Here is a 1,950-nt window from a genome sequence, read left to right on the forward strand (position 1 = left end):
ACTCCCACCTCCGTGACAACCCCGACCTGGATGCGGCCGCCCTCGGCCACACCCTGGCCCACACCCGCGCCCTGTTCGAACACCGGGCCACCATCGTCGCCACCAACCGCGACCAGGCCCTGGAGGCTCTGGCCTCGCTCGCCGCCGGGCACCCCCATCCCGGTGTCGTCGCCCTTGCGTCCGGTGGTGCCGGGGCAGGCGGGAAGGTCGCGTTCGTGTGTTCCGGGCAGGGCACCCAGTACCCCGGGATGGCCGACGGCCTCTACCAGGCCTTCCCCGTCTTCGCCGCCGCCCTGGACGAGGTCTGCGCCCACTTCACCGAACACCTCGACCACCCCCTCCGCGACCTCCTCCTCCACACCGGCAGTGACTCCGGGGAACTACTCGCGCAAACCCTCTACGCCCAGCCGGCGCTGTTCGCTCTCCAGGTCGCCCTGCACCGGCTGCTGACCGAGACGTACAAGATCAGCCCGCACTACCTGGCCGGGCACTCCCTGGGCGAGGTCACCGCCGCCCACCTCGCCGGCATCCTCACCCTGCCCGACGCGGTCCGCTTCATCGCCACCCGCGCCCGCCTCATGCAGACCCTGCCCACCGGCGCCATGACCACCCTGCACACCACACCCGACACCCTCGCCCCCCAGCTGGAAGGGCTGGAGGACAAGGTCGCCATCGCCGCCATCAACACCCCCACCTCCCTCGTCATCAGCGGCGACCCCGACACCGTCGAACACCTCACCACCTGGGCCCGCAACCAGAACATCACCACCAAACCCCTGACCAGCGGCAAAGCCTTCCACTCCCCCCACACCGACACCATCCTCGACCAACTCGGTGCGATGGCCCGTGAGCTGACACTGCACCCACCCCACACCCCCCTCATCACCTCCAGCGACGGCGACCCCCTCACCCCCGAGTACTGGGCGCGTCAGGCGCGGGAGTGCGTCCACTACCGCGACACCACCCAAACCCTCCACGAACACCAGGTGGGCACCTTCATCGAGCTCGGCCCGGATCACACCCTGACCGCCCTCACCCACCACACACTGCCCGAACACAACCCCACCGCCGTCACCCTCCTCAACCCCCAGCACCCCAAACCGGCACAGCATTTCCTCACCGCTCTCGCCCACACCCCCACCCCCTGGCACACCCACCACCACCCCCGAGAAGCAACTTCGTTGCTGGACTTGCCGACTTACCGGTTCCAGCGTGCGCGGTACTGGCTCGATGCGTCGGCCGGCGTGGGAGATGTGACAGCGGCAGGACTCGACACCTGCGACCACCCCCTCCTGGGGGCCGTCGTCGAGGTCGCTGACGGTGATGCCGTGGTGTTCACCGGGCGGCTGTCGCTGTCGGCTCACCCCTGGCTCGCCGATCATTGCATCGCCGGTACGGTCCTGCTTCCCGGTGCTGCGCTGCTGGAGATGGCCCTGCATGCCGGTGAGCGCACCGGCTGCCCCCGCGTGGAGGAACTGACGCTCCACACACCGCTCGTCGTCCCCGAAACCGGTGACGTGACGGTCCAGGTGACCGTCTCGACGGCGGACGAGACCGGGTGCCGCGCGCTGAGCGTGTATGCACGCTCGACGGGCGAGGAGGCGTGGACACGGCACGCGGAAGGCACGGTGAGTGCGTCTGCTTCCGGACAAGCGGACCATGATGAACTTCTGGCCGGCGTCTGGCCGCCTGCGGGTGCCGAGCCTGTCGATCTCGACCGGTTCTACGACCGCTTGGCGGACGCCGGATTCCTCTACGGGCCCGTCTTCCAGGGGCTGGCAGGGGCTTGGCGGTGCGGTGAGTCGCTGGTGGCCGAGGTCGGGCTGCCGGACGAAGTGCTGGTGGGTTCGGGAGGGTTCGGGATCCATCCGGCGCTGCTGGATGCTGCTGTTCAGCTCGCCGGACTGGTGGCTTCCGAGGAGTGCCTGCCGTATGCGTGGAGTGGTGCGT

At 69.3% G+C, this 1,950-nt stretch carries 1 protein-coding gene; it reads left to right on the forward strand.

Annotated elements, in window-relative coordinates; all coding sequences use genetic code 11:
• Positions 1-1,950: acyltransferase domain-containing protein (locus ABZ576_RS34330; protein WP_360750035.1), on the forward strand; the 1,950-nt coding region annotated here is incomplete at both ends.

The organism is Streptomyces sp. NPDC013455 (genome assembly GCF_040632975.1).
In the GTDB taxonomy this organism is placed as follows: Bacteria; Actinomycetota; Actinomycetes; order Streptomycetales; family Streptomycetaceae; genus Streptomyces.